The organism is Bacteroides sp. (assembly GCF_052357945.1).
Classification (GTDB): Bacteria; Bacteroidota; Bacteroidia; order Bacteroidales; family Bacteroidaceae; genus Bacteroides.
In genome coordinates this window covers 15,558-38,046 of the sequence record NZ_DAWCXD010000042.1, presented here as the reverse complement: position 1 = coordinate 38,046, position 22,489 = coordinate 15,558, and the positions used below count along the sequence as shown (strand labels likewise).

The 22,489-nt window shown below is 40.8% G+C and carries 13 protein-coding genes; 10 read left to right on the top strand and 3 right to left on the bottom strand.

What is annotated here, in order from left to right:
- The coding region (locus tag ACT8YW_RS10205; RefSeq protein WP_444104843.1) for an exo-rhamnogalacturonan lyase family protein at nt 1-320 on the top strand (320 nt) is incomplete at its 5' end.
- Here the strand turns inward: ACT8YW_RS10205 and ACT8YW_RS10200 are convergent.
- The 3 genes from ACT8YW_RS10200 to ACT8YW_RS10190 all read right to left on the bottom strand — a co-directional run bounded on the left by ACT8YW_RS10200 (nt 301) and on the right by ACT8YW_RS10190 (nt 5,669).
- Nucleotides 301-2,061 (bottom strand): AAA family ATPase, encoded by a 1,761-nt coding sequence (locus tag ACT8YW_RS10200; RefSeq protein WP_444104842.1) that lies wholly within the window; start codon nt 2,059-2,061, stop codon nt 301-303. The two genes, ACT8YW_RS10205 and ACT8YW_RS10200, sit on opposite strands and share 20 nt — an antisense overlap.
- Nucleotides 2,062-2,762: 701 nt before the next feature.
- Complete coding sequence (locus ACT8YW_RS10195; protein WP_444104841.1) at nt 2,763-4,397, bottom strand: rhamnogalacturonan acetylesterase; 1,635 nt, start codon at nt 4,395-4,397, stop codon at nt 2,763-2,765.
- A gap of 129 nt (nt 4,398-4,526) precedes the next feature.
- Nucleotides 4,527-5,669 (bottom strand): glycoside hydrolase family 88/105 protein, encoded by a 1,143-nt coding sequence (locus tag ACT8YW_RS10190; RefSeq protein WP_259026086.1) that lies wholly within the window; start codon nt 5,667-5,669, stop codon nt 4,527-4,529.
- A 244-nt stretch (nt 5,670-5,913) separates the two neighbouring features.
- Between ACT8YW_RS10190 and ACT8YW_RS10185 the strand changes: the two genes are divergently transcribed.
- The 9 genes from ACT8YW_RS10185 to ACT8YW_RS10145 all read left to right on the top strand — a co-directional run bounded on the left by ACT8YW_RS10185 (nt 5,914) and on the right by ACT8YW_RS10145 (nt 22,485).
- Complete coding sequence (locus tag ACT8YW_RS10185) at nt 5,914-7,755, top strand: rhamnogalacturonan lyase (protein WP_444104840.1); 1,842 nt, start codon at nt 5,914-5,916, stop codon at nt 7,753-7,755.
- Between the two features lie 3 nt (nt 7,756-7,758).
- Complete coding sequence (locus ACT8YW_RS10180) at nt 7,759-9,168, top strand: glycoside hydrolase family 88/105 protein (RefSeq protein ID WP_211480708.1); 1,410 nt, start codon at nt 7,759-7,761, stop codon at nt 9,166-9,168.
- 18 nt (nt 9,169-9,186) lie between these two features.
- Complete coding sequence (gene rhaM / locus ACT8YW_RS10175) at nt 9,187-9,501, top strand: L-rhamnose mutarotase (protein WP_195354942.1); 315 nt, start codon at nt 9,187-9,189, stop codon at nt 9,499-9,501.
- Nucleotides 9,502-9,591: 90 nt separating this feature from the next.
- Nucleotides 9,592-13,884, top strand: coding sequence for a hybrid sensor histidine kinase/response regulator transcription factor (locus ACT8YW_RS10170; RefSeq protein ID WP_444104839.1), 4,293 nt, complete (start codon nt 9,592-9,594; stop codon nt 13,882-13,884).
- Nucleotides 13,885-13,911: 27 nt separating this feature from the next.
- A complete protein-coding gene (locus ACT8YW_RS10165) occupies nt 13,912-14,799 on the top strand; it encodes an alpha/beta hydrolase (RefSeq protein WP_444104838.1) in 888 nt (295 codons plus the stop codon).
- Between the two features lie 691 nt (nt 14,800-15,490).
- Nucleotides 15,491-16,801, top strand: a complete 1,311-nt coding sequence (locus tag ACT8YW_RS10160) for a rhamnogalacturonidase (protein ID WP_259026090.1) — start codon at nt 15,491-15,493, stop codon at nt 16,799-16,801.
- 302 nt (nt 16,802-17,103) lie between these two features.
- A complete protein-coding gene (locus tag ACT8YW_RS10155; protein WP_444104837.1) occupies nt 17,104-19,533 on the top strand; it encodes a glycoside hydrolase family 88 protein in 2,430 nt (809 codons plus the stop codon).
- A 63-nt stretch (nt 19,534-19,596) separates the two neighbouring features.
- Nucleotides 19,597-20,712, top strand: a complete 1,116-nt coding sequence (locus tag ACT8YW_RS10150) for a hypothetical protein (RefSeq protein WP_074556770.1) — start codon at nt 19,597-19,599, stop codon at nt 20,710-20,712.
- Between the two features lie 168 nt (nt 20,713-20,880).
- A complete protein-coding gene (locus tag ACT8YW_RS10145) occupies nt 20,881-22,485 on the top strand; it encodes a pectate lyase family protein (RefSeq protein WP_074556769.1) in 1,605 nt (534 codons plus the stop codon).
- Nucleotides 22,486-22,489 lie beyond the last annotated feature (4 nt).

The following is a 22,489-nucleotide window of genomic DNA, read 5'->3' as shown; positions in this document are numbered from 1 at the left end:
AATGGAAAGACGCCTGGCTTGACCATGCCGCACGTTACAAGAAGAAAGCATGGGAACTTAGTCACAGCCGTTTCCGTATATCCCGCCTGATGGCTTATGCGGCTTATCATCTGCGTGATAGACAAATGACAGAAGAAGCCTGGACGGACTTATTCACCCGTTTGGAACATACTCCTGCACCCTCTTTCCGTATCACGACCATCCTTCCACCGGAAGTTCCGGCTCCATTAGATGAATGTACAAGTATCAGCACGAATGATGCTGCTCTTTGGAGTCTCGACGCTATTTATATGCAGGAAGTTATTCCGAGGGATGAATAACAGAACTGTTGATTTCCTCGCATTTCACCATATCCCAGCCTTGGAACTGGAGTAACAGCAAGTGAAGTGTCGTATCGGTAGCCAGTTTTTGTACGATTTTATCTTTACTGTATTGTAGTAATTGCTTTCTTCCTTCTTCTGCTTGAGTTTCAAGTTCTTCAGCGTTAGCTGTACGTGGAGCATATTTCAGTTCTAGGATATAGCTGTGTTCTATATCGGAATAACGTGCTTTGTCCGGCAACAGGAAGAAGTCACAATAACCATAATTCATTTCCAGTTCCGGTTGTACGAGATAGTAGGAAGCGATTGCCAGATAAGCTTTCAGGAAGCCTTGCAAATTTCTTTCCCCCTCTATGGCATCGCGAATGGAAGAATTCTCCCGATAGGCGCGGGCAATGGTTTCAAAGAATGGTTTCCAGTGACCATCAAAAGCGAAATCATCTATCAAGTCTTTCAGGTGTGAAAGATTCAGGCTATGGGCCTGTTGATAGTAGTCGCGTAAGAATCCTAAATATTGCTCGCGTACACAATTGTTAGGTATACACATTTTCAGACGGTCGCCACGAGTGCCGCACATGGTGAGTAAACCATAATAATAGAGCAGACTTCGGAAGTTTTCAATATCCGCTATTTTTTCTGACGGGAACGAAGTGTGCAAGTCTACCAATATTTCGCCTTTTGCCGCAATTTCCTCGATAGTGCTCATACGGCTTCCTTCATGGGTGGTGTCGTGGTCAATGCGTGCCAGCATTTTCAATTTGCTGTAATCTGTACGGATATTTTTGTCTACCATGTTTTCGGGCGGGCGGTGAAAGTCGATTTGGTTACGCAGATAATATAAAGTCATATCACAATTGAACACACGGTCGTTGTCCAAAGACATTCTGGCAAAGCAATAATTGTTGTACCATGGCTTCATTTCCGTAATCATTGCTTCTATATCACCGACCAGCAAACCGTTTTGCTGATAGTAACATAGCATTTCACGTATTTCTGTCTCATCAAATCCCATCATGGCATTGAAACGGGAATCGGTCGATATATTCCAATCGATATTATATCCACTGGATAAGTCATCCAAAGTGATAGGACTGACTCCCATTAGGAAAATCCGGTTGAACATACCTTTGAATTGCTTGAAGTATTCACGGTAAAAACCACTGGCATGAGTCAGGTCATGGAACATTTTCTGCCCGTGTTCGCTCAATATGACGTTGGTAAAGTTGTCATATTCGTCAATTATCAGATAAAGAGGATATCCCTTTTCTTTTGCTTTTATCTCGATATAAGCGAGTTTGGCTTTGGCGCTTTCGATGTTTTCAACCGTTTCCTTAAAATCTGCGTCATAGAAAGGTGCATATTGATGTGCAAATTGATTAATGATGATGCTGCAATATTCATTGAAGCTACTCATCAAGTCTGCTCCCGGCAGTGAACAACCGGCTTTTGAGAAGTCAAAGAAAAGGACTTGGAAACTGTTGCGTTGTTCAGTCGGGTGACTTCCTATCCATAAGTCGCCGAAATATTTGTCGAAATTATCTTTCTGTAATATGTCGTAATAAGTATGCATCATGCTTAGAAACAGGCTTTTCCCAAAACGTTTCGGACGGATCAGGAAAAGGTAGCTAGGCATTTCCTCAATAAGGGGGAGATACATGGTTTTATCGACGAAATAGAAGTTACCGTTTCTTATCCGGCTAAAGTCGGATATTCCGTATGGTATTCCTTTCACTTGGTTCATATTGGCAGACTTTTAATTAGTATAGGCAAAGTTAATCTATTCTGTGGAATAAATCAATGATTTGCGGCCGTATTTGTGGAGGATAGCTGTTTGCCTCTTTTTGAAAAGAAGACGATTCTATCCTATCACGATGTTCTGTTTTTAAGATTAAACTGAAGAATAGTCGTTTTAGGATTGGTAAACTGGAGGAAAAACTGCATATATAGGTGCAATAATATGCGGGAGTATAGGCGAAAAGTGAATAATAACCGATAGAATATGCTATTTTTCTAATAGATAAATGGTTTATTGGGTTTAAACCAACGAGGTGTTCCTCGGTGAGAAACGCTGTCTTCCCCACCGAGGAACCTATCTTTCATCGGTGAGGAAGCTGTAAGTGTACTCTTTTAGGGGTGGTATTTCTCTGATTGGCTCGAAAACAAAGAAAGAATCTAAATGCTATTATGAATAGTGCTTTGCTAAAATGATACCTATCTGCAAGGGATAGGTGTATAATGCTTCCTATTTGACAGCTAACGGCAGTGGAAAGTGAAATGAAGAAATAAGATGCTGGCAAATGCCGGGATTATTTCATCTTCCCTTATCCGTTCATGTAATTAGCCTTCTTTGCAACGCTTAAATATTCCTTTTTTAAGATTGAATATGTAAGCATTCTATATAGTCGATATTTCTTCCTTGCCTTTATTGTATTTTCCTTTGTACTACTTCAAATATTCTTTCAACGGGCAATCAGTACTTTTCAGTCCTTCGGCAATGCTTTTCGCATTCATGTGTGCTCCCTTCAGGGAAGTATGCGTATGGTCGTGGTTATAGTAAGCAGCCGCTTTCTTGATACCCACCTTTTCCAGTTTATCGGCACTAATCTTATTTAGATCAATGAAGTAAGCCCCGGTAGCTTCGGCTGCTTCACGTGTCCATTTACCGAAAGACTCTGTGTTGCGTTCTATCTTTCCATCTTTCCATTTGTTGCGTGGAGTATGGCTTAGAACGATAGGAACAGCCCCTTTCTCCTGAACGTCCATAATGAATTTCCGAAGATACCAGCCGAATGTATAAATCACCTGATATTTCCCTGTTTTCTCCATCAAAAAGACTTTGCTCTCGTCACCGGAACCACGCAGTTCGGCACGGGCTTTGCCTACATTAATGTCTCCCGCATCATTATGTCCAAACTGAATCAGCACAAAATCTCCCGGCTGCAAGGCATTATAAACCTTATCCCAACGACCTTCGTCCAGGAAAGTGCGGGCACTGCGTCCTGCCATGGCACGGTTTTCTACAGAAATTTTATCCAGATTGAACTCATCGGCAATTACGCTTCCCCAACCCCACATACCGTTTTTGTCTTTATCTTCATTTCGGACTGTACTGTCTCCGATAGTAAACAATACCGGACGTTCCTCTTTACGACTGGAGCCTGTCACAGTATCCTTCTCAACGGGCTTCAGATAATTGGCCAATTCCAGTCCCTCATAAGAACGTATTCCATCTGCAGCAGATTCCGCATTGACTTTAGCACCGAAAGCACTTGTGTGTATACGGTCGATGTAGAACATATATTTCACCTTATTCTTACCGAACTTCTCGAATTTGCGGGCACTGATATCATTCAAATCAATAAAAGGAACCTCCTGTTCTTCGGCTACTTGTTTTGCCCACAATCCGAAAGTCTTGTTCACACGTGTGATGATGGTGCTGTCTTTATCTTCCCAAGCATTGCGGGGAGTAAGCGAGAATAGAATAGGATGAGCGCCTTTTGCTTTTACATCCTGAATAAAACGGCGCATATATTCCCCGTATGTATATACGGTTTCTTTCACTCCAGTCTCTTTGATGGTTACGTTCAGCGTATCTTTGCCGATCCCCGGAATAGAGGCGCGGGCACGTCCGCTGTCATAAGGACCATTGTCATTGTGTCCCAATTCGATGATAACCCAGTCTCCGGGGCGTACACCTTTGATTACATCCGGCCAAAGACGGTTGTAGAAAGTACGGCTGCTGGTACCTCCCAACGCATGATTCTCAACAGTAATCCGGTTGGAATCGAAATATTCACCAGCAAAATAGCCCCATCCCCATTGTCCGTTGTTGCCATTGCCTAAAGTTCCGGTACGCATGGTCGAATTACCTACCAGAAACAGAACCGGGTTGTCACCTTTCCGGCTGGAACCGGCTTCCGGTCGCGAGGTGCGTGCTTTATTCAGGCTATCCAGCGTGTTGTCAACCACCTGATTGACATCTGCCATGGGAGCGGAAACTTTATTTTGCGCTTGCAGTTGCAAACTGAATGTAATGGCTGTCAGCCAACATATATACGGGAATAATTTGCTTTTCATAAATCTATTTTCTTTGAACTCCCTCACTGACTTGTGTCTAAACAGTCAGTGAGGGAGCTAACTACTAACTAACCTCTAACTAAACCTAATGAATGATTATCTTTAAACCTAATGAAAAAACAGTGTATGTTATTTTAATTTATAAACTTCTGTTCCGGCAAGCAGGAAACAACCGACTCCGTAATCTTCAAAATCGGGCACACTCTTGTATGTAACCGGCTGTCCGTCTTTGGGCTCCTTACCTGTTCCCTGCACATATCCCAGAAATCCATTCGGGTGTACGGCATCTTTCACCATAGCATTCCATGCTTTTAAAAGGACGGGAAGATACTCTTTACGGTCGAGCAATCCGTTGCGGACTCCCCAAGCCATACCATAAACAAATAAGGCTGTACCGGAAGTCTCTTTTCCTCCGAAGTTCGTCGGGTCGTGAAGACTGACATTCCAGAAACCATCTTCACGCTGACATTTCTTCAAAGCCTTGCTCATGGTCAGGAAATCATTGATATAGTCCTGACGGTGTTTCTCGTCAGAAGGAATTTCATCCAATACACGTACCAAGGCAGCATATACCCATCCGTTTCCACGACTCCAATAGCAATCTTCGCCATTCGGCTCTTTATATGGAGGATTGAAATCCTGATCGCGCCACCACAGGCCGTCTTTGGGGTTGAACATACCCGTTTCATCGTGTTGGCTGCGTGTGTAGTAGTACATATCCCACATCTTATCGTAGTATTTCTGTTCTCCGGTCATCTGTCCGAATTTAGCGAAGATAGGCATTGCCATTTGCACAGCATCAATCCACCACCAGTCGTTCACCTGCGGGGTGTTCACCACCATATCGATACTTGCTTTGATATTCCGAATCATGTTCGGGTCTGACGGGCAGATTTTATAGATATCAATGTACGCCTGTCCGCAACAATGGTCGTCGGCATTACGAGTAGTATTGCCGTTGCGCATTCCCCATTTGTGGAAATCGGCCCAGTCGTAAGTATACTTATAATAATCCTCACGTGGATAAATAGAATAGAGAGCCATCAATCCTTCATAATATACACCACGCGTCCATATATTGCTGGGACGTACACGACCGTAAAAACTGGGAGTAGTGTAATCGGCATACTTCTTCATAAAGTAGTCATTTACCTTTATGATATTCTCTAAAGTCTCTTTTTGTGCCGGAAGCTCTTGTGCTGCGACCGTATGGACTGGTATCAGACAAGAAAGAAGCAATCCTGTAAAGAGTAAGAATAGTGGTTTCTTCATGGTACAATAGTTCTGTTTTATTAATTTGCTGTTTATACTAATTTCTATGGCAAAGGTAAGAGACGTTCTTTTCTTTTTCAATGGATTTCCGTGCAAATGTCTTTAAATTCGTTCACGAGACGGCAGAAAATAGTGTTAAAAGTACGTCTAATGATGATTTCTACATATATCTGTACAATATTCTATTTTATCAATGGGCTGCGTCCTTTACTTTTGTGTTGTAATTTGATTAATCGATAAAACTATGAAGTGCATAACTCTTTTTTTTAGTTTCTGCCTGATAGCTATCTCCTCGATAGCCCAGCCAAACTATGACTTTTCGAAGTTGAAACGCGAACGTCTGGGACGTGGTGTAATTGCTATCCGAGAGAATCCGTCTACTGTGGCTGTTTCCTGGCGTTATTTGTCTTCCGACCCGATGAATGAATCTTTTGATATTTATAGGAACGATGAAAAGATAAACAAACACCCGTTGAAGGATGCCACTTTCTTTCAGGATGCCTATGCAGGGACAGAATCTGTACTTTATACCGTGAAAGCAAGGGAAGGTAAAACGGAAAGTAGCTATCAATTACCGGCAAATGCCCCATTGGGTTATCTGAATATTCCGTTGAACCGCCCCGAAGATGGTACGACTCCGTCAGGGCAAAACTATTTTTATGCTCCGAATGATGCCAGTATCGGTGACGTGGACGGTGATGGCGAATATGAGATTATTCTGAAATGGGACCCGAGTAATGCACATGATAATTCACATGACGGCTATACGGGAGAAGTATATGTTGATTGCTATAAGTTGAGCGGAAAACTGTTATGGCGTATTAATCTGGGACGTAACATACGTGCCGGTGCACACTACACCCAGTTTATGGTGTTCGATTTCGATGGTGACGGCAAAGCGGAAGTAGTGATGAAGACCGCAGACGGAACGGTGGATGGAAGAGGAAAAGTGATTGGGGATGCGCAGGCTGATTATCGGAATGAACAAGGACGTATCCTGACCGGACCGGAATATCTGACAGTTTTTAACGGATTGACAGGAGAAGCGATGCAAACAATTGATTATGTGCCCGAAAGAGGAGACTTGATGGGTTGGGGAGACAGTCGTGGTAATCGCAGCGACCGTTTTCTGGCCTGCGTTGCCTATCTCGACGGTATACACCCAAGCGTAGTGATGTGTCGCGGGTATTATACACGTACTGTTTTGGCTGCTTTTGACTGGGATGGAAAGGAACTGAAACAACGTTGGGTATTCGACAGTAATAATCCCGGTTGTGAAGATTATGCCGGACAGGGAAATCATAATCTGCGGGTAGGTGACGTGGACGGTGACGGATGCGATGAGATCATCTACGGTTCATGCGCCATAGACCATAACGGTAAAGGACTCTACACCACGAAAATGGGACACGGCGATGCCATTCATCTGACTCATTTCGACCCCTCTCGTAAAGGGCTGCAAGTATGGGATTGTCATGAAAATAAACGTGATGGTTCTACCTATCGGGATGCAGCTACCGGAGAAGTTATATTTCAGATTAAAGACAATACAGATGTAGGGCGTTGTATGGCAGCTGATATTGACCCGACTCAACCGGGCGTTGAAATGTGGTCTGTTGCTTCCGGAGGAATAAGGAATGTGAAAGGAGAAGTGGTAAAAGACCGGGTAAGAGGTTTATCCTGTAATATGGCTGTCTGGTGGGATGGAGATTTGTTGCGTGAATTGTTGGATAGAAATATGGTCAGCAAATATAATTGGGAAAAAGGAGTGTGTGAGCGCATAGCCATTTTTGAGGGAACTCTTTCTAATAATGGAACCAAAGCAAATCCTTGCCTTCAGGGAGATATCGTAGGTGACTGGCGCGAAGAAGTACTGATGCGTACAGCTGATAATACAGCTTTACGGCTTTACGTCTCCACTATTCCTACCGACTATCGTTTTCATACTTTCCTCGAAGATCCGATTTATCGTATAAGTATCGCTACCCAGAATGTGGCTTATAATCAGCCTACACAGCCCGGATTCTATTTCGGACCGGAGCTTCAGGGCACTGTATTCAGAGGATATAAAATACCTAAAAAATAGATTATGAATATTCGTATCATAACCCTTGTTTTATTACTGGCAACTTTGCCGGTTAGTGCACAGAAAAAGAAAACTGTAGTGAATGATTCAAATACTCCTTTGCATTTGCTGCAACCTGCTTATCAGGGCACTTATGGTGACCTGACACCCGGGCAGGTCAAGAAAGATATAGATCGTGTATTTGCTTATATTGATAAGGAGACTCCGGCACGCGTGGTAGATAAGAACACAGGTAAACTGATTACCGACTACACCACGATGGGAGAGGAAGCGCAACTGGAACGTGGTGCTTTCCGTCTGGCAAGTTACGAATGGGGAGTAACCTATTCTGCCTTGATAGCAGCTGCCGAAGCCACGGGCGATCAACGTTACATGGACTATGTGCAGAACCGTTTCCGCTTTCTGGCGGAAGTGGCGCCTCATTTTAAGCGTGTGTACGAAGAGAAAGGCACAACAGACCCTCAACTACTGCAAATCCTCACTCCTCATGCCCTGGATGATGCCGGGGCTGTGTGTGCAGCGATGGTGAAAGTCCGTGTGAAAGACCGCTCACTTCCTGTAGACGGATTAATTGAGAACTATTTTGATTTTATTCAGAATAAAGAATACCGATTGGCAGATGGTACTTTTGCCCGCAATCGTCCGCAACATAATACACTTTGGCTGGACGACATGTTTATGGGGATTCCCGCAGTAGCCCAGATGAGCCGTTATGACAAGGCTCAAAAAGAGATATATCTGGCGGAGGCTGTCAGACAATTCCTGCAATTTGCCGACCGTATGTTTATCCCTGAAAAAGGATTGTATCGTCATGGATGGGTAGAAAGCAGTACCGATCATCCTGCCTTTTGTTGGGCGCGTGCCAATGGGTGGGCTATGCTGACAGCATGCGAATTGCTCGATGTATTGCCGGAAGATTACCCCCAACGTGCGAAAGTGATGGATTATTTCCGGGCTCATGTACGCGGAGTGACTGCCTTGCAAAGTGGAGAAGGGCTTTGGCATCAATTGCTCGACCGGAATGATTCTTATCTGGAGACGTCTGCTACGGCTATTTACGTATACTGTTTGGCGCATGCTATCAATAAAGGCTGGATTGATGCCATTGCTTATGGACCTGTCGCTCATTTGGGATGGCATGCCGTGGCCGGTAAGATCAATGCGGAAGGTCAGGTGGAAGGCACTTGTGTGGGTACGGGGATGGCTTTCGATCCTGCTTTTTATTACTATCGTCCGGTCAATGTATATGCGGCACATGGATACGGACCGGTGCTTTGGGCAGGTGCGGAAATGATCTCTCTATTAAAGAATCAGTACCCGCAGATGAATGACAGTGCCGTTCAGTATTATCAGGTGAAACAGAAGACGACTGCACCTATTTTTGCCATCGATACAGAAGAAAAGAAAGATTAACTTTAAATAGATAGAACCATGAAACGAGAAGCTTTTAAAATGTATTTAAAACCCGGATGTGAAGCTGAATATGAGAAAAGACATGCTGCCATCTGGCCTGAATTGAAAGCATTGCTTTCCAAAAACGGAGTGTCGGACTATTCGATTTATTGGGATAAGGAGACCAATATCCTGTTTGCTTTCCAGAAAACGGAAGGTGAGGTCGGTTCGCAGGACTTGGGTAATACGGAGATTGTGCAGAAATGGTGGGACTATATGGCGGATATCATGGAAGTGAATCCGGACAACTCACCGGTGTCCATTCCTTTGCCGGAAGTATTCCACATGGATTGATTTTTTAGTAATTAGGTGAGCCGTTTCTTTCATTATCTCAACTATCTTGACTATTTTTGTCCAACATTTATTATTAATCTTGGAATCTATATGATGCAAAGACACCTTTTGATCTTTACCTTTCTTGTTAGTTTTGTGTTGAATGCTTATAGTGCAATTGAGCTTCGCTCTACACAAATGAGAACGAGTGACGGCCTTCCCAATAACTCTATTCGATATATTTATCAGGATAGTAAAGGTTTTTTGTGGCTGGCTACCTTAAACGGGTTAAGTCGTTATGATGGCAACTCTTTTCTCACTTTCCGTCCGGAAATCGGTGATGAGGTATCTTTGGCAGACAACCGTATTTACGATCTGACAGAAGATAAAGATGGCTTTTTGTGGATTTCTACTACACCTGAATTATATAGTTGCTATGATTTGCAACGTGCCCGTTTTGTGGACTATACCGGTTGTGGCGAGTTAAGGCAGAATTATTCAACGGTTTTTGTCGCTGCTAACGGAGATGTCTGGCTTTCCCATTCGGGAAATGGCTGCCGGAAGATGGTACATCAGAAAAATGGTGAGATGACATCTACCGTATTCAGGACCGAACGTGGAAACCTGCCGGATAACCGGGTGAAATTTGTGAATGAGGATGCCAGTGGCCGTATCTGGATCGGCACTCAATGCGGACTGGTTTCTGTCTCCAACGGACAATATCGGATAGAAGACCGATTAATCCACTTCACTTCTTCGCTGGCCTATAAGGACGATATGTATTTCCTTACAGCAGATGGAGATATCTATTATTATCAGGAGGCTACTCAAAAGATGCAAAAGTTGGCTTCTCTTGCCACTGTGGCAGGGGCGACATCGCCAACCGGAAATTTCCTGTTGAAAGATAAGTGGGTGATCCTGACTACTACCGGAGTATATACTTATAAGTTTGCTACCGGAGAGATGGCCGCAGATCCTCGTTTGAATATTAAAAAGGGAGAATTGATACGTGATAATCGTGGAGATTATTGGATATACAATCATACGGGACGGCTTACATACGTGCTTGCCGAAACCGGAGAGAGTAAGGATTTCCAGTTGATTCCCCAGGATAAGATAAGTTATATCGACTTTGAACGTTATCATATCGTCCATGATTCCCGGGGAATTATTTGGATTTCGACCTATGGAAATGGGCTTTTCGCTTATAATACCGCCGAAGATAAACTGGAGCATTTTGTGGCGAACATTAATGACCAGAGTCATATCAGTTCAGATTTCCTGCAATATGTGATGGAAGATCGTGCCGGTGGCATCTGGGTAGCTTCGGAATATTCAGGCTTGTCCCGTATTTCCGTATTGAATGAAGGAACTTCCCGTATCTATCCCGAATCCCGTGATTTGTTCGACCGGTCGAACACCATCCGTATGCTTACCAGAATGTCTAATGGGGATATCTGTGTAGGTACGCGTAAGGGGGGATTATACACCTTTGATTCAAGTCTTCATTCGAAAATGACCAATCAATATTTCCATTCTAATATCTATGCTCTCACCGAAGACAAACAGGGACGAATGTGGATGGGAACTCGTGGAAATGGTCTCAAAGTGGGGGACACCTGGTATTATAATAATCCTTCTGATTTGACAGCCTTATCCGATAATAACGTTTTTGCCATTTATCGCGACCGTAAAGACCGCATGTGGATAGGAACATTTGGCGGTGGGCTGGAACTGGCTGAACCTACTCCCGACGGTAAATATAAATTCCGTCATTTCTTCCAGCAAACATTCGGGATGAGGATGGTGCGTGTGATAGAAGAAGACACAAATGGGATGGTGTGGGTAGGAACCAGTGAGGGTATTTGTATTTTTCATCCGGATTCATTGATTGCAGATGCTGATAATTATCATCTTTTCAGTTATACAAACGGAAAGTTTTGCAGTAATGAAATCAAGTGTATCTATCGGGATACGGAAGGGCGGATGTGGATTGGTACGTCCGGTTCGGGACTGAATCTTTGTGAGCCGCAGGATAACTATTGCTCTTTGAAATATGAACATTACGGAACTTCCGAAGGATTGGTTAACGATGTAATCCAGTCCATTCTGGGAGATAAAAAGGGGAATCTCTGGGTTGCCACCGAATATGGTATTTCCAAATTTAATCCGGCTACCCATTCTTTTGAAAACTATTTCTTTTCTTCCTATACACTGGGAAATGTGTATAGTGAGAATAGTGCCTGTATGCGCGAAGATGGAAAACTGCTTTTTGGCACAAACTACGGATTAATAGTGATCGATCCTGAAAAGATACAGGATAACGAAACTTTCTCCCCGGTTGTTTTCACGGATTTATATGTCAATGGAACCCAGATGAATCCGCAGATGGAGGACTCTCCGTTAAAGCAATCGTTGGCTTATTCGGACGAAATAACCCTGAAGTTTTTTCAGAACTCATTCTTGATAGATTTCTCTACTTTTGATTATTCGGATAGCGGTCATACCAAATATATGTATTGGCTGGAAAATTACGATCAGGGATGGAGTGCTCCTTCTCCTCTGAATTTTGCTTCGTTTAAGTATCTTAATCCGGGAACTTATATACTTCACGTCAAGTCGAGCAATGGATCAGGTGTTTGGAATGATAGCGAGACTACACTGAAAATTGTAATTGTCCCTCCATTCTGGAAAACGACTTGGGCAATGCTGGGTTATGTGCTGTTATTAATCATAGCCTTGTACTTTGCTTTCCGTATCGTTCGTAACTTTAACGGCTTGCGTAACCGCATCAATGTAGAAAAGCAGTTGACAGAATATAAACTGGTGTTTTTTACCAATATCTCTCATGAATTCCGTACTCCGCTTACCTTGATTCAGGGAGCATTGGAGAAGATTCAACGTGTGACTGATATCCCGCGTGAATTGATATATCCGCTGAAAACAATGGATAAGAGCACGCAGCGTATGTTGAGGCTTATCAATCAGTTGCTGGAATTTAGAAAGATGCAGAATAATAAGCTGGCACTCTCTTTAGAGGAAACGGATGTCATCTCTTTCCTTTATGAAATATTTTTGAGCTTCGGAGATGTAGCGGAACAAAAGAATATGAATTTCCGTTTCCTGCCTTCGGTGCCGTCCTATAAAATGTTTATTGATAAAGGAAATTTGGATAAGGTGACTTATAACCTGCTTTCAAATGCCTTTAAATATACTCCTTCGAACGGAACAATTATTCTCTCGGTGAATGTGGACGAAGGGAAGCAAACCTTGCAGATTCAGGTTTCGGATACGGGAGTCGGCATTCCTAAAGAGAAGCAGAACGAATTGTTCAAACGATTTATGCAGAGTAACTTCTCCGGTGACAGTATCGGTGTAGGGTTGCATTTGAGCCATGAACTAGTTCAGGTACATAAAGGAACGATTGAGTATAAGGATAATGAAGGCGGTGGTTCTGTGTTTACCGTATGCATTCCGACGGATAAGACGGTGTATTCGGAGAAAGACTTCCTTGTCCCGGGCAATGTACTGCTGAAAGAGGCGGACGGACATGCGCATCATTTGTTGCAGCTCTCGGAAGAACTTCCTGACTCGGAAAAACTGGCTGTTCCTCTGAATAAACGGAAAGTCTTGATTATTGAAGATGACAATGATATTCGTGAATTCTTGAAAGAGGAAATCGGAGCCTATTTCGAAGTAGAAGTTGCTGCTGACGGTACATCCGGATTTGAGAAGGCACGTACGTATGATGCCGATTTGATTATCTGTGATGTTCTGATGCCGGGAATGACGGGATTTGAGGTAACTAAGAAGCTGAAATCGGATTTTGATACGAGCCATATTCCTATCATTCTGCTGACTGCTTTGAGTTCGCCGGAGAAACATCTGGAAGGTATAGAAGCCGGAGCGGATGCTTACATTGCCAAACCGTTTAGTGTAAAATTGTTGTTGGCACGTGTGTTCCGCCTGATTGAGCAGCGCGATAAATTGCGTGAGAAATTCTCCAGTGAACCGGGTATTGTGCGTCCGGCCATGTGTACCACTGACCGGGATAAAGAATTTGCAGATCGGTTGGCTGCCATCCTTGAACAGAATCTTGCCCGGTCTGAATTCTCTATTGATGAGTTTGCGCAGATGATGAAGTTGGGACGAACGGTATTTTATCGGAAACTACGTGGAGTAACGGGATATTCGCCTAATGAATATTTACGTGTTGTACGCATGAAGAAAGCAGCCGAGTTGTTACTGTCGGAAGATAATCTGACGGTTGCAGAAGTCTCCTATAAGGTGGGTATCAGCGATCCTTTCTATTTCAGTAAATGCTTCAAAGCTCAATTCGGAGTAGCACCGTCTGTTTATCAACGTGGTGTGAGTAATGATAATGATTCTCCGCAGGATTCATAAGAATAAGATTAACTAAAACAGCATAGTATGAGACTAATTTCTTTTTGTAAAATATTACTTTTAAGCGGTTGCTTTACAACTGTTTGTACTTCTATAAATGCACAAGACAAAGTGATGAAAAAACAGGATTCGCCTATTGATATAGATTTGTGGCAAAACGGCTTACCCAATACGAATGGGATGGAAGCCCAGGGATATGATGATAAAAAGAATAATTTCAAACCTAGTATCCGGGTATATTTGCCGAAAGCTTCTCAACAGCCGGCGAGAGCTGTTATTATATGTCCGGGAGGTGGATACGGGCATTTGGCAATGGCTCACGAGGGGTATGACTGGGCACCGTTTTTCAATGAACAGGGAATAGCTGCTATTGTCTTGAAGTACCGTATGCCTAATGGTAATCGGGAGGTTCCCATGTCGGATGCATACGAAGCTATTCGTTATGCGAAAGAACATGCTTCTGAATGGAATATTAATCCTGATTGCATTGGTATCATGGGATTTTCGGCAGGTGGTCATTTGGCTTCTACAGTGGCTACGCATGCTTCCGAAGAACTTCGTCCTGCTTTTCAGATTCTTTTTTATCCGGTAATTTCGATGGAACCTAAATACGGGCATGGTGGATCGTGCAGACAGTTTCTAGGTGAAAAAGCAACGGAGGAATTGAAAAAGGAATTTAGTAATGAGTATCAGGTGGATTCTCTTACACCAAGAGCGTTTATAGCTTTATCCGATGACGACAGGGGTGTGGTACCTATGAATTCTATTCGTTACTATTCTGCTTTGAAAGAAAAGGATATACCGGCTGCCATGTATATTTATCCCAGTGGTGGGCATGGATGGGGAATGAAAGATAGTTTTAAATTCCGCAATGAAATGTTGATGGAGTTGAAGGCTTGGTTAATGACTTTTTAAAGTAAATAATCGAATCTTATGATATAATTCTTCTTATGGACAGGTTGCTCTTGACAAACCCTTTTTTATGTTGTATATTTGTAGGTGTGAATATCAATGAGTAAAAGGTATCATTAAAAAGAATGAAAAAGAAAATAGTACAATATGATGACAATATATTCGGAAATTCTTGCAGTAGTTAAACTGTGAGAGTTTCTGTATGAGCCAGAGGCTGCGAATCTTTATGGGGTTTGCAGCCTTTTTTGTTGCAAAAAAAGACCGCTATATCTTTAAAGTCGGAATTCATCATTTATAATAAACTTGGATACCGTTTATAATAAACTCCTCAATAATTTATTAAGAACGTTGAAGAGGATTATGAAAGGAAAGTTCATTTTTTTTCTTCTTTGATATATGATAAAATATGTTTTATCATGAGTTTACTATAGAAAGTAAATGAAATGGACGTTACTATCACGAAATTCTATTCTTTTATAAAGAAGATGTGCTTTTTTATTTCGGACATAACGTTTTTATTCTGGTTCTATGTATATATAAAAGTGTATCCGGATATGGAATATTGTATATGGATAAGTAGTATTTGAATCCTTTGCATAGAACTCCATAAGAAAATCAATATCTCCATATCCTTAGGCTTGGGGTGAATGGGAAGATGCGGTACTTTTGCGGAAAAAGTAATAAGCAGTAGAAAATGATAAAGTCAGCAATTTTAATAGTAGCGACATGTTGTAGCTTGCAGCTATTTAGTCAGGAAAAATTTCCCGATGGTAAAATTATACCGGATTGGTTTTATAAAAATGAAAAAACTGATATAAATGGATTAGGAAAGAATTTCTTGATTACCGACTATGGAGTAGTGAATGATAGTACACTGTTACAGACAGAGAAAATTCAGGCTGTTATAGATTTGGCGTCTAATAATGGAGGCGGAGTCATTGTTATACCTGAAGGTACTTATCTTAGTGGTGCGCTGTTCTTTAAGCCGGGAACACACTTGCATCTGGAAAAGAAGGCTGTGTTGAAAGGTAGTGACGATATTAGCAACTTTCCTGTAATAGAAACACGGATGGAGGGACAGAACCTAAAGTACTTTTCAGCTTTGATTAATGTTGATAAGGTAGATGGTTTCACCCTTTCCGGAAAAGGAAAAGTTGATGGAAACGGTGAACGATATTGGAAGTCATTTTGGTTGCGGCGGCGGGTTATTCCTAAATGTACTAATATGGATGAATTGCGTCCTCGTCTACTTCATATATCTCATAGCAATAATGTACAAGTTTCAGATGTGCGACTTGTTAATTCTCCGTTTTGGACAACTCACATTTATAAGTGTGATAGCGTAAAACTTTTGAATTTGCATATCTTTTCACCTTCTTTTCCCGTAAAGGCTCCAAGTACGGATGCAATCGATATTGATGCGTGTAAAAATGTACTTGTCAAGGGATGCTATATGTCGGTTAATGATGACGCAATTGCATTAAAAGGTGGCAAAGGACCATGGGCTGATCAAGATCCCGATAATGGTGGCAATTGTGATATTATCATTGAAGACTGTACTTTTGGATTCTGTCACGGAGTGCTGACTTGCGGTAGTGAATCGATATATAATCATAATATAATTCTTCGACGCTGCAATCTGGATCAGGCTAAACGCCTGTTGTGGTTGAAAATGCGTCCGGATACTCCCCAGCAATATAAGTACATCCTCGTTGAAGACATAAAAGGAAATGTCCGCAATTGTATCTTTATTGCTCCTTGGACACAGTTTTATGATTTGAAAGATCGCAAGGATATGCCAGTCTCGTATTCCAGCTATATTACAATGCGTAATATTCATCTGGATTGTGATTCCTTTTTTGCTGTAGAGAAATCAAAACAATATAAATTATCCAATTTCTGTTTTGACAATTTGACTATTACGGCTAAAAAAGATGTGAAGATAGATGAAAATATTATTGATGCATTGGTTATGAGAAAGGTTGAGATAAATAAAGTGAATTAAAAAAGAATGGTAGAAAGACTGGAAAATCGTACATAGCCTGTAAAATCGTACAAAATAGGCGTGTGATGGGTTGTATACATATGAATTTACATAAGAAAGTCGAATTCTCCATATTCCTTTTCTTTAACTCTACCATGTAATGCGGTATCTTTGACATGTGCTTATTTAGCAAAATATTGAATCTAAAACTATAAAATACAATGAAATTCTGTAGAATTATTTTTTGTCTGTGGTTATTAGTCTGTCTTTTTCCAGTAGGAGTTTATGCAGATATACAACTTCCCTCTATATTATCAGATAATATGGTACTCCAACAAAATGCTGAAGTACGTTTTTGGGGAAAAGCACGTCCCGGAGAAAAGATTTTGGTAAAGACTTCATGGAATCATAAGAAATATAAGGTGACTGCTTTAGAAAACGGTCATTGGGAATTGATGATACAAACACCGGCTGCTACTTCCGGACAATCTGTAATGTTGAAAGGTGATAATAAGATCCGGATCAATAATATATTAATAGGTGAAGTTTGGCTTTGTACGGGACAGTCAAATATGGAATTTCCCGTAGCCCGTAATCCGCAAGTGAAATGGAAAACAGGAATGTTGAATGAAGCGGAAGAAATGAAAGATGCTGATTTTCCGGAAATCCGCCTGTTTCATGTAGAGCATCAACTGGCACCTGATAGTGAGAAAGAAGATTGCGTTGGAAAGTGGGTGGTTTGTAATCCGGAGAATCTGAAAGACTTTTCTGCTGTAGGATTTGTCTTTGGACGTAAATTGTATAAAGAATTGAGTACACCGGTTGGATTAATTCAGTCTACTTGGGGAGGAACACATGCTGAATCCTGGACAAGTATGAAAGTGATGGAAAACAATCCGTTGTATGCTAATGTCTTAAAACAGTATTCAAAAGAAAAGGTGAGTAGGGAAAAAGATAAGTGTAAGGTTCCGGCTACTTTGTGGAATGGTATGATTGCTCCTATACTAGGGTATACAGTGAAAGGAAATATCTGGTATCAGGGAGAATCCAACTCTGTTCGTTATGAGAAATATCAGGAAGTATTTACTAACTTGATAAATAGTTGGCGGAAAGAATGGAATCAACCGGATATGCCTTTCTATTTTGTACAGATTGCACCACATTACAAACAACCGGCAGGTATTCGTGAAGCACAATTAAAAACATGGTTAAGTGGACTTGAAAATATTGGTATGGCAGTAGTGACGGATGCAGCCGATTCTACAGACATACATCCACGAAATAAAGTTGCACCCGGCGAACGGCTGGCAGCTTGGGCATTAGCAAAGCAATATGGTAAAAAGATTGTTTATTCAGGACCTCTCTACAAATCAATGAAAGTGAATGGGAGAGAAATTACATTAGATTTCGAATTTGCGGATGGTGGTCTGCAGACACCCGGCAATGAACCGGTAAAAGGATTTTTTATTGCCGGCAATGATGCGCGGTTTTATCCGGCTGAAGCTGTAATTGATGGAAGTTCGATAACGCTTTCTTCAACTTATGTTTCTGCGCCTGTGGCTGTACGCTACGGTTATGGGACTTTCTTTAAAGTGAATCTGTTTAATAAAGCCGGACTTCCGGCAGTTCCTTTCCGTACAGATACTTTTGCTCCCGACACTTATTATCGTCTGTTTGCCGATTCGGAAATTCGTCGTTTCCCGGAAGCTTGGCAACTGGATCATGGAAAACGCCTGTATTTTGGTTATGCGCAAGGAGTAGGTTGTTGTGCGATGTTACAAGTTTGGAAGAAAACAGGAGACCGTAGGTACTTTGATTATGTAGAGGCATGGGCTGATTCTTTGGTAGACGACAAAGGAGAGATTCATTTATATAAGAAAGAAACCTATAATTTGGATTATATCAACTCCGGAAAAGTTCTGTTTGATTTGTACAATGAAACCAAAAAGGAGAAATATAAATTGGCTATCGAGAATTTGATAGATCAGCTAAAAAAGCAACCTCGTACAACAGATGGAGGTTTCTGGCATAAGAAAATATACCCTAATCAGATGTGGTTGGATGGATTGTATATGGCTTCTCCTTTTATGGCTCGATATGGAGCTGAATTTAATCGTCCGGAATGGATTGATGAGGCTGTTAAACAGTTCACTCTTTGCCATCAGCATACATACGATACCAAGACCGGACTTTATTATCATGCATGGAATGAGGACCGGAGCCAGCGCTGGGCTGATCCGGAAACTGGCCATTCTCCTAATTTCTGGGGACGTAGTATTGGTTGGTGGTTTATGGCTTTGGTAGATGCTTTGGAATATATTCCCCAAGATCATTCAGGCTATACTGATATGATTAAATGGACGAAGGAATTAGCAGAAACTCTTTCAAAATACCAAGATAAAAATGGCTTGTGGTATCAAGTAATTGACCAACCTTCACGTACCGGTAATTTCCCGGAAGCTTCTGTTACGACACAATGTATGTATGCTTATATGAAAGCTGTAAATAAAGGATATATTGATAGTCAGTATCGTGCCATTGCAGAAAAGGCCTTTAAAGGTCTGTGTGATAAACTACTAATCTCAAATTCGGACGGAACATTGACATTGACAAAATGTTGCCAAGTGGGTGGATTAGGTGGTAAGCCTTACCGTGACGGCAGTTTCGAGTATTATATAGGAGAGAAAATGAGAGATAATGATGCTAAAGCAACAGGACCTTTCATTATGGGATGTATTGAACTGAACAAATAATATAGAAATAATAAGAGATTTTCGACTATTGTTTCAATTAATGAACTAATAAAATGTAATACCATGAAAAAAGAACAAATTATCAAATCGATGTTATTTTTAATTATTCCTTTTTTGACTATTTCATGTGACGGTAATGGTCTTATGGAATATGAGGAAAGTATGTTGAGGCAAGGAGATGCGCAGCAAGGACTTTTAAGTGACGGAGCAAGTGATAATACATGTATGGTTAATCTGAATTTATTCACAAAACCTTATTTTGATTATCAGTATAATACGGGTGACAATGTAGATGAGTGTTATGTATATATTGATGGTCAAAAACCCTTTGAATATATTAGTTTAAAAGGTAATGAAAATGTAGGATGTAACCTTCCGATATCTTTTGGAAAACATAGAATAAAATTGAATATAGAAATTGATAATGGAAAATCATATATATATCCGATTGAACTATGTAATGCTTTGGTAACTTTAAAGAACGGTGAAGCAAGTACGGTGCTTTACGATAGAGTTATTCTTAGAAGAGGAGACTCTTCTGTCACAAATTCAGCCTTTACAGTTGAATTTGATGTATATTTTCCTTATACTGAAAACAATGACTACACACTAGATATTACTTTAGGATTTTATGATGAAACATATGATGATGGTTCTTCTGGTCCTTATGTAAACGGAAATGTTAGTGTTAATACTTATTATCAATGGAGATCCATTTTTGAACCAGCTAGGCCAACTGATATTGACTTTGTTCTTGGAATTGTATATAATTCTACTCAAAAAGAATATTGTTATAAAGGGTATTGTGAACAAGAATTTTCTATAGATAGGAATGGAATGGCTGTTAATAATGTAAGTTGGCATAAAATGGTAAGATTACCAAATGGTGATGATATTGGCTATAAATTATATTTAATAACAGGTATATGGGCTAAATTACAGTCAAATATTGATACTATGATTGGCGAAACAGAAGTTTCGTGGTATTCAGCTTATTATAGAGTAGAATGGGATGACGGAGAATATTCAGAATGGTATCCTATAGATGAATTAGACGAATCTTCAGTTGGGATAGATGCTACTATTGATTATTATCCCAACATTGAGATTGTATGTTTCAATACCAAAGAAATTCAGGATGCTTATGCATCACAATGGGGCATTGTACCTTATAACTAAAAAGTCTTGATTTTTACGTATAAAGATGGGGATCTAAAATAGATATTTAACTATTGATTTGCGTAAATAGCAAAATAATCAAGTATCCTTGACAACGGATATACAATTTTTTAGGTTTGAATTTAATTTATTAATCAAATAAGTGTTAATTTAATATTTATATATAAAATGAGAAACACAGCAACTTTTCAAAAAAAGGCATATCCAATTGCCGTGAGATGCTTAACAAGCATTTTATATTTCTTTTTGTTTTCCCTTTCCTCGCTAGCGGCTTGTGTAGACAAAGAGCCTGTAGATGAGGAGGATACAGACCCTGCCATCAATCCTCACAGTTCATATCTGGAGGAGGAAGAAAGTGGCGGAAATACAAATTCCGGTCCAGCATTTCCTGTCTTTGTTAATTATGCACCGGCATTTCCGGATGCAGTAGGATATGGTAGAAATGCTGAAGGGGCTCGTGCTAGTAGTAACCGAGAGGTATATGTAGTAACCAATCTGAACGACAAAGGTGCAGGTTCTTTTCGAGATGCAATTAGCCAACCTAATAGAATTATCGTTTTCGATGTAGATGGGGTTATAGAGTGTTCAAAAGATGCACTTGCATTAAGCAATAATTTAACCATATTAGGAAACACAGCCCCTGGAGATGGCGTTGTGCTTGTGAATTCTTACGTAAGTGCTTCTAACAGAAGCAATGTAATTATTCGTTATTTGCGTATAAGAATGGGGAATAAATATTGGGGAGAAGGTTCAAAAGATTGTCTAGCCCTTGCCCGTTGTAAAAATGTAATAGTAGACCATTGCTCCATTACATGGGGACGTGATGAAAATTGTTCCGTAACTAGGGACAGTGGGGAATCTTCTGAAAATGTAACTATTCAAAATTGTATAATAGGCCAAGGGTTAGAAAACCATTCTTGTGGAGGTTTAATGGAAAGTGATATAGACAAAGGAATTACTTGTTTCAGGAATTTGCTCATTGATAACAAAACTCGAAATTTTAAAGTAAAGGGGCTTAACCAGTTTGTAAATAACGTATTATATAACTGGGGAGAAGGAGCTGCCTATAATATGTCTGGAAATTCAGAAGGGGATTCTGAAGTAGCCATAGAAGACAACTACTTTATTGTTGGACCAGGAAATATGTGGAGAAATGCTCTTGTCAGCACGGATCCGGATGGAACTAAGAATTATGCTTTCCAATACATTCAAGTGAATCCAGCAAAACCCTTTAAAGAAGGTAACTCTAATTTCAGGGCATATTTAAGTGGAAACTATTATGATACAAATAAGAATGGTGTATTAGACGGACATCTTTTACAACAAAATGAGTGGAGTGGAACCCCAACCATATTAAGTGTTCCTTCAGAATTACATCCTTCAATAAAATCACAAACAAATGCAACTGATGCATATAAATATATAGTAGAAAAGGTAGGTGCATACCTACCAACAAGGGATGAAGTAGATACTTATTTAATAGAAGAATTAACTTCCCTTGGGACAAAAGGAACCATTATTGGAAGACCCTTCAGCGTAGAACAATTTTCTATCGGAGGTTGTGGCAACTTCAAAACTGGTACTCCTAAAACCGATACGGACGGTGATGGCATGCCAGATGATTTCGAAGATAAATGGGGATTGGATAAGAACAAAGCCCAAGATGCGATCCAAATTGCAGAGAACGGCTATACGATGATCGAGAACTATGCTCTTTCACTCGAATATCCTGCTGAATACGAGAAAGCTTGGAAAGAAGCTTACAGTGAATAATTTG

Excerpts from the sequence above, each read along its gene's own strand:
- ACT8YW_RS10200 (WP_444104842.1), bottom strand. The coding sequence starts at position 2,061 with ATGAACCAAGTGAAAGGAATACCATACGGAATATCCGACTTTAGCCGG.
- ACT8YW_RS10195 (WP_444104841.1), bottom strand. The coding sequence starts at position 4,397 with ATGAAAAGCAAATTATTCCCGTATATATGTTGGCTGACAGCCATTACA.
- ACT8YW_RS10190 (WP_259026086.1), bottom strand. The coding sequence starts at position 5,669 with ATGAAGAAACCACTATTCTTACTCTTTACAGGATTGCTTCTTTCTTGT.
- ACT8YW_RS10185 (WP_444104840.1), top strand. The coding sequence starts at position 5,914 with ATGAAGTGCATAACTCTTTTTTTTAGTTTCTGCCTGATAGCTATCTCC.
- ACT8YW_RS10180 (WP_211480708.1), top strand. The coding sequence starts at position 7,759 with ATGAATATTCGTATCATAACCCTTGTTTTATTACTGGCAACTTTGCCG.
- rhaM (WP_195354942.1), top strand. The coding sequence starts at position 9,187 with ATGAAACGAGAAGCTTTTAAAATGTATTTAAAACCCGGATGTGAAGCT.
- ACT8YW_RS10170 (WP_444104839.1), top strand. The coding sequence starts at position 9,592 with ATGATGCAAAGACACCTTTTGATCTTTACCTTTCTTGTTAGTTTTGTG.
- ACT8YW_RS10165 (WP_444104838.1), top strand. The coding sequence starts at position 13,912 with ATGAGACTAATTTCTTTTTGTAAAATATTACTTTTAAGCGGTTGCTTT.
- ACT8YW_RS10160 (WP_259026090.1), top strand. The coding sequence starts at position 15,491 with ATGATAAAGTCAGCAATTTTAATAGTAGCGACATGTTGTAGCTTGCAG.
- ACT8YW_RS10155 (WP_444104837.1), top strand. The coding sequence starts at position 17,104 with ATGGTACTCCAACAAAATGCTGAAGTACGTTTTTGGGGAAAAGCACGT.
- ACT8YW_RS10150 (WP_074556770.1), top strand. The coding sequence starts at position 19,597 with ATGAAAAAAGAACAAATTATCAAATCGATGTTATTTTTAATTATTCCT.
- ACT8YW_RS10145 (WP_074556769.1), top strand. The coding sequence starts at position 20,881 with ATGAGAAACACAGCAACTTTTCAAAAAAAGGCATATCCAATTGCCGTG.